Annotated in this window: 2 protein-coding genes; both read left to right on the top strand. The window is 76.6% G+C overall.

Annotation, left to right across the window (positions count from 1 at the left end):
• On the top strand, positions 1 to 2,786 hold a 2,786-nt coding region (locus BBH68_RS36475; RefSeq protein WP_141713136.1), incomplete at its 5' end, for a beta-ketoacyl reductase.
• Positions 2,783 to 7,438: beta-ketoacyl synthase N-terminal-like domain-containing protein (locus BBH68_RS36470; RefSeq protein WP_245738480.1), on the top strand; the 4,656-nt coding region annotated here is incomplete at its 3' end. The genes BBH68_RS36475 and BBH68_RS36470, both read left to right, overlap by 4 nt.

Below are 7,438 nucleotides of genomic sequence, written 5' to 3'. Positions count from 1 at the left end.
CCGCCTTCGCCAAGGACACCTCGGACACCGGGTTCTGCGCGCTGGGCTCGGTGAAGTCCAACATCGGACACGCGGAGTCGGCGGCCGGGATCGCGGGCCTGACCAAGGCGGTGCTGCAACTCCACCACCGCACGCTGGTGCCCTCCCTGCACGCGGACACCGTGAACCCGCTGCTGAGGCTGGACGAGACGCCCTTCCGGCTGCAGCGCGAGACCACCGCGTGGCCCGCGCCGCCCGAGGGGCCGCGGCGCGCCGGCCTGAGCTCCTTCGGCGCCACCGGAGCAGGCGCGCACATCGTGCTGGAGGAGTACCTGCCGCCCGAGCCCACCGGTGTCGGGGAACGTGCCGAAGGCCCGGCCGTGGTGCCGCTGTCCGCGCGCACCGAGGACCAACTGCGGGAGGTGGCCGCGCGGCTGCGGGACGCCCTGACCGCGGGCACCGCCCGGCCGGCGCTGCGCGATGTCGCCCGCACCCTTCAGGTCGGCCGGGTCGAGTGGCCCGTACGGGTCGCCTTCGTGGTGCGCGACCTCGCCGAACTCGTGGCGCGGCTCGACGAGTTCGCCGTATCCGGGGCGCGCCCCGGGCCGTCGGGCACGGAGCTGGGGGAGACGGCCCGGCGCTGGGCCGAGGGCGGAGCGGTGGACTGGGCCGCGCTGTACGGGGCGGACGGGGCGGGCCGGCCGCGCCGCACGAGCCTGCCGACCTACCCGTTCGCGGGCGAGCGGCACTGGATCCCGGCGGGGCGCGGGGAGGACGAGGGGCGGCGGTCGGCCGCGCCCGCCGCCCCGGCCGCGCACACCACGCCCCCGGCCGCGGGTGCCGCCCCGGTCCCGCACACCACGTCGCCGACTGCGGGTGCCGACCCGGTCGCCGGGACCGTCGCCCCGGTGGTCCCGCCGCCGGGCCTGCTGACCGTGGTGCGCTGGGTGGAGTCGACCCCCGCACCGGCCCCCGCGCGTGCGCCGCGCAGGGTGCTGATCGTCGCGGAGGAGACGGGCACCCCGCTGGCGCTGGCGCTGGCCGAGCACTACCGGGGCGTCGGTGACGCCCCCGAGGTGACCGAGTGCGCGCTGGGCGCACCGCTGCCCTGGGACGGCCCCGGCGGCCCGGCACCGGACCGGGTGCACCTCGTGGTCGGCGCGGGCCCGATCGGCCGGGACGCCGCGGCCGAGCACGAACTGGCCCTGCTCCGGCTGGTCAAGGCCCTGAGCCGGCTGGAGGCCGACCGCCCGACGGACCTGAGCGTCGTCACCCAGGAGACCCAGTCGGTCGCCGGGGAGCCCAGCGGGGCGCGCGGCGCGGGCCTGGCCGGTCTCGTCTACTTCCTGGCCCGCGACTCCCGGCGGTTCGCGGTGCGCAACCTGGATGTGTCGGGCGCCGACCTGACCACGCCCGCCGGCCGGGCGGAGGTGGCCGCGGCGGTCGCCGCCGAACCCCCGGCCCCCGGCGGCGACCTGGTCGCGCTGCGCGGCGGGCGCCGGTACCGGCAGGAGGTCCGCCCGGTCGACCCGGCCGAGGCGGCGGACGCGGGGCTGCCGGGAATACGGCCGGGCGGCAAGTACGCGGTGGTCGGCGGCAGTGGCTTCGTCGGCCGGATCGTCAGCCGCCATCTGATCGAGCGCCACGGCGCCCAGGTGGTCTGCGTCGGGCGCAGGCCACAGAGCGATCCGGCGGTGCGGGAGGCCCTGGAGGGCGGGCGGATCGGCTACGTACAGGCCGATGTCACCGACCCGGGGCAGGCGCGGCAGGCGATCGCCGCGGCGAAGGCCGCGCTCGGCGGGCTCCACGGCGTGCTGTTCGCCGGCGCCACCCGGATCACCGGGGGCCCGGGCGACCTGACCGCGCTCGGCGAGGCCGAGTTCCGCGAGCACTTCGACGTCAAGGCCGCGGGCAGCCGCCATGTGTACGAGGCCGTGGCCGAGGAGCCGCTGGACTTCCTGTGCTACTTCTCCTCCGCCCAGGCCTTCGCCTTCGGCGGGGCCGGCACCCACGCCGCGTACGCGGCCGGGATCACCTTCGCCGACGCGTTCGCCCGAAGCGTCGGCCCACGCTCCGCGTTCCCGGTCGGCATCGTCAACTGGGGTGCCTGGCGGGCCTCGTTCGGGGAGGCGGCGCGGGACTACCCGACGCTGGGCTTCCTGGACGACGACGAGGGCGCGGCCTGCTTCGACACCGCCGTGCGCCTGCTGCGCGGGGGCCGGTACCGCCAGGTCGTCGCCATGCGGGCCCCGGCTGCCCGCCCGGCCCCGGCCGCCCCCGCCCCCGCGCCGGCGGCCCCCGCGCCGGCGGCCCCCGCCCGGCCGGGCGGCGCCGGCCCGGCCGGGGACGGCGAGCGGCGCCGGACGATCCGGAGGCTGCTGGTCGAACGGCTCGCCAGGACGCTGCGGGTGCCGGCCGCGGACCTCTCGCCCTCGGTGGCCTTCTCCGACCTGGGCGTCGACTCGATCACGGGCTCGACGTTCGTGACACAGATCGGCGAGGAGCTGGACGTGGAGCTGAACGCGGCCGCCCTGTACGAGTACTCGACCGTCGAGCGGCTGGCGGACCACCTGGTCGAGCTGGTCGGCCCCGACGAGCCGGCGGGCGGGTCCGACGAGCCGGCGGCCGGGTCCGGCGGGCCGGGGGCCGGGTCCGGCGAGGAGCCGCCGGCCGGCGGCACCGGCGGTCCGGCGGCGCCGGACGAACTGATCGCGACGTTGGAGGCACGTTTCGCGGCCGGGGAGCTCTCCGCCGCGGAGGTGCTGGAACTGCTCGACGCCGAGTTGGCCACGAGGGAGCGACGATGAGCACCGCAGAGTTCCGGGACATCCTCGACCGGTACGCCAGGGGAGCGGTCGGCGCGGAGCAGGCGCGCGACCTGCTGGCCGCGCGGCGCCCGGCGCAGGACCCGGGCCGGCCCACGGCTCCGGCGCCGTCCGGGCAGGACGCGGCCCCCGGGCCGGCCGAGGGCCCCCGGACGCTGGACATCGCGGTGATCGGCATGTCCGGGCAGTTCCCGGGGGCGGTGGACGTCCGCGAGTTCTGGCGCAACCTCGCCGAGGGCCGCGTCGGGTACGGCGAGCTGCCCGACCACTACCTCGCCCCCGAGGAGCGGAACGCGTACAGCTGGGGCGGGGTGCTCGCCGAGCGCGACAGCTTCGACCCCGAGTTCTTCGGCATCCGCCCGCACGAGGCGGACCTGATGAGCCACCACCAGCGGCTGCTGCTGCAGGAGAGCTGGCACGCGCTGGAGGACGCCGCGATCGACCCGAGGGCCCTGGCCGGTTCGCGCACCGGGCTGTTCGTCGGCGCCGAGCCCACCAGCTATCCGCACGAGTCGTTCACCGGCGCCTCCGACGCCCTGGTGGCGTCCCGGCTGTCGTACTTCCTCGACCTGCGCGGGGCCGCGCTGGTGGTCAACACCGCCTGCTCGTCCTCGCTGGCGGCCCTGCACCTGGCCTGCCAGAGCCTGCGGTCGGGCGAGTCCTCCCTGGCGCTGGTCGGCGGCGCGAACGCCGGCCTCGACGGGCGCGGTCTCGACCTGCTGCTGCAGAGCGGCGCGATGTCGCCCACCGGCCAGTGCCGCACCTTCGACGCGGACGCGGACGGCACCGTCTACTCCGAGGCCGTGGCCGTCGTGGTGCTCAAGCGACTGGCCGACGCGGTGGCCGACGGCGACCACATCCACGGCGTCGTCCGCGCGACCGGAATGAACCAGGACGGCGCCAGCAACGGCATCACCGCGCCGAACGGGGCGGCACAGGAAGAGCTGATCCTCGACGTCTACCGGCGCTTCGGCATTCCGGCCGAGCGCGTCGGATACGTCGAGGCCCACGGCACCGCGACCCCGCTCGGCGACCCGGTGGAGGCCAACGCGCTGGCGCGGGCGTTCCGGCGGCTGACCGGCGAGCGGGCGTTCTGCGCGGTCGGCAGCGCGAAGTCCCACATCGGGCACACGGGCGCCGCCGCCGGGCTGGTCGGGCTGATCAAGGTCCTGCTGTCCATGCGCCACGGCCGCCTGGTCGGCATGCCGACCCTGCGCCGGCTCAACCCGCTGATCGACCTGGCCGATTCGGCCTTCGTCCTGGACGACGCGGCGCGGCCCTGGCAGAGCGCCTCCGGGGCCCCGCTGATGGCGGCGGTCAACTCCTTCGGACACAGCGGGACCAATGTGCACGCGGTGGTCGAGCAGTATCAGCCGGCCGCCGCCGAGGCGGCCCCCGCGGACGACGGCAGCCCGCGGCTCGTGCCGCTGTCGGCGCGCGACCCCGAGCGGCTGCGCGAATACGCCGGGGTGCTGGCGGAGTTCCTGGACCCGACGGGTGAGGAGGCGCCCGAGCCCGCCGCCGCACCGGTGGCGCCCGCCGATGTGTGCGGCGTGGTGGCGGAGGTCCTGGGCGTCGCGGCCGACGAGATCGACCCGGACGAGCCGCTGGACTCCTACGGCGTGCGGCCGGGGCAGTTCGCGCGGATCGGCGAGGCGCTGGACGCCCGGTTCGGGGTGCGGCTGGCCGCCGACGTCCCGCACGAGGGCCGTACGGCCGGGGAACTGGCCCGGCTGATCGCCGAGGCGGGCGGGGCACCGCGAGCGAGCGGCGCCGGGGACCGCGCCGCCGGGGCCGGCGGGCGGCCGCTGCTCGCCGATGTGGCCCGCACCCTTCAACTGGGCCGGACGGAGCTGCCGGCCCGCGCCGCGTTCGTCGTGCGCGACCTGACGGAACTGGTCGCCGGGCTCCGGGCCGTGGCGGCCGGGGAGGAACTCCCCGACACCTGCCGGCTGGGGCGGGCGGACCACGACAGCGAGGTGGTCCGGCTCTTCGACGACGACGATGACCTGCGGGAGGCCGTGGGCAGATGGCTGGACCGCGGCAAGCTCACCCAGGCGGCCGAGCTGTGGGTGCGCGGCGGGCCCATCGACTGGCGCGGGGCGCGGCAGGACGGCCCGGGGCGCCGGGTGCCGCTGCCCGGCTACCCGTTCGCCAGGAACCGGCACGGCAAGCTGTTCACCCAGCAGGCGGTGCGGCCCGTCGCACAACCGGCCGCCGAGCCCGCCCCGGCGCCGCTGCCCCAGCCCGTCGCCGAGCCTCTGGCCGGAGCCGTCGCCGAGGCCAAAGCCGTCGCCGAGGCCGGGGCCGAGCCGTACGCCCCCGAGCGGCTGGCGGCTGCCGTCGAGGAGCGGCTGGCCCTGCTGGCCGCGGAGATGATCGGCGCGTCGGCGGCCGACCTCGACATCAAGGACCACCTGGACCGCTACGGAATCGACTCCATCACCCGGACCAGGATGAACCACGCGCTGAGCGAGGCGTTCCCGGCCGCCTCCCGGACGCTGTTCTTCGACTTCCCGAAGGTCGAGGGCGTCGCCGAGCACCTGGCCGAGCGGTTCCCGGACGAGTGCCGGGCGTATGTCGGGCAGGGCCCCGCGGCCCGGCCCGCCCCGGTCGCCGCTCCCGCCGAGTCCGCTCCCGCCGCCGAGACCGCTCCCGTACCCGCCCCGGCCGCCGAGCTGACCCCCCGGGAGGACCGGGACAGCCAGGAGGACGAGGGCGACGGGAACAACGACCCGGCGGCGGACGCCGTCGCGATCATCGGGATGAGCGGCCGCTTCCCGGGCGCCCCCGACCTGGACCGGTACTGGTCCCTGCTCATGGAGGGCCGGTCGGTCGTCACCGAGGTCCCGCCGCGCCGCTGGGACTGGCGGGAGCACTACGACCCCCGCCCCGAGGGCGCGGACGTGGTGCGCAAGAGCCACTCCAAGTGGGGCGCCTTCCTCGACGGGTTCGACGAGTTCGACCCGGCCCTGTTCAGGTTCACCGAGGACGAGGCGCGCAACACCGACCCGCAGGTGCGGCTGTTCCTCCAGGAGTGCTGGAAGGCGCTGGAGGACGCGGGCTACGCCCCGTCGAAGCTGCCCGCCCCGGTGCGCCGGCGCATCGGGGTCTTCGCGGGCGGCGCCAAGCACGGCTTCACCCGGCTCGGCGCGGAGGGGCGGCTGGAGATGCCGCGCACCTCCTTCGGCGACATGGTCAACCGGGTCTCCTTCCAGTTCGACCTCGGCGGACCGAGCAAGGCCGTGGACACCGCCTGCTCCTCCGCCCTGGTGGCGCTGCACGAGGCGGTGCAGAGTCTGCGTGCCGGCCAGTGCGAACTGGCCCTCGCCGGAGCGGTGAACCTCTATCTGCACCCCTCGACCTATGTCGAGCTGGGCACCGTGGGGCTGCTGTCCGACCGTTCGGAGTGCGGGTCCTTCGGCGCGGAGGCCAACGGGATCGTCCCGGGCGAGGGCGTCGCGGCGGTGCTGCTCAAGCCGCTGCGGCAGGCGCTGCGCGACGGCGACCCGATACGGGCCGTCATTCGCGGCACGGCCGTCAACCACAACGGGCGGACCATCGGGTTCACCAGCCCCAGCGCGCAGCGGCAGGCCGATGTGATCCGTGAGGCGCTGCGCGACGGCGGCGTGGACCCGCGGACGGTCGGCTACGTGGAGGCCCACGCCAACGGCTCGGAGATCGGCGACGCGGTCGAGATGACGGCCCTCACCCAGGCGTTCGACGAGCGGCCGGGCGCCAGTGGGCGGTTCGGGGTGGGGTCGGTCAAGCCCAACATCGGGCACGGCGAGGCAGCCGCGGGCATGGCCCAGCTGTTCAAGGTCGTCCTGGCCCTGCGGCACCGCACCCTGCCGCCGACCCGGCTGCCCGAGGAGTTCAACCCCGCCATCGACTTCGACAGGCTCCCGTTCGAGATCTCCGGCAGCGCCGTGCCCTGGGAGCCGGTGGTCGTGGACGGCACCCCGGCGCCGCGCCGGGCGGGCATCACCTCGATCGGCGGGGGCGGGACGAACGCCCATGTCGTCCTCGAGGAGGCGCCCGAGCCCGCGCCCTCGCGGGCGGCTGTGCGCGGGCCGGTGGTGTTCACGCTGTCGGCGCACACCGAGGAGCGGCTCGGCGTCTATGTCGACCAGTGGGTCGAGTTCCTCCGCGGCGGCCCCCGGGTCGACCTCGCGGGCATCGCCCATACGCTCCAGGTCGGCCGGGTGGATCTGACGCACCGGCTGGCGGTGGTCGCCAAGGGCGCCGAGGAGCTGCTGGGGCAGCTCACCCGCTGGCGCCGGGGCCGCCCGGGCAGCGCGGTGGTCACGGCCACCGCCGGGCGGGTGAAGGCCGCGGAGCTGGACGCGGCGCTGCGCGAGCGCGACCTCGGCCGGGTGGCGAGCCTGTGGGCGCACGGGGCGACGGTCGACTGGAGCGAGCTGTACGGCGATGACGTACCCGGCCGGGTGCCGGGGCTGCCGACCTACCCGTTCGAGCGCCGGGTCTGCTGGGTGGACGAGTCCGCCCCGGCGCCGCTTCCGGCCGCCACGGCCGCCGGCACCCCGGCCCGGCCGGCACCGGCGACGGGGGCCCCGGCCACCACGAACCCCCTTCCGGCTGACCCGGCCACCACGGCCCTCCTCCGAGCCGGC

Source organism: Streptomyces sparsogenes (assembly GCF_001704635.1).
Taxonomy (GTDB): Bacteria; Actinomycetota; Actinomycetes; order Streptomycetales; family Streptomycetaceae; genus Streptomyces; species Streptomyces sparsogenes.
The sequence above is the reverse complement of the archived record's forward strand: the minus strand, read 5'-3'. Positions and strand labels throughout refer to the sequence as shown.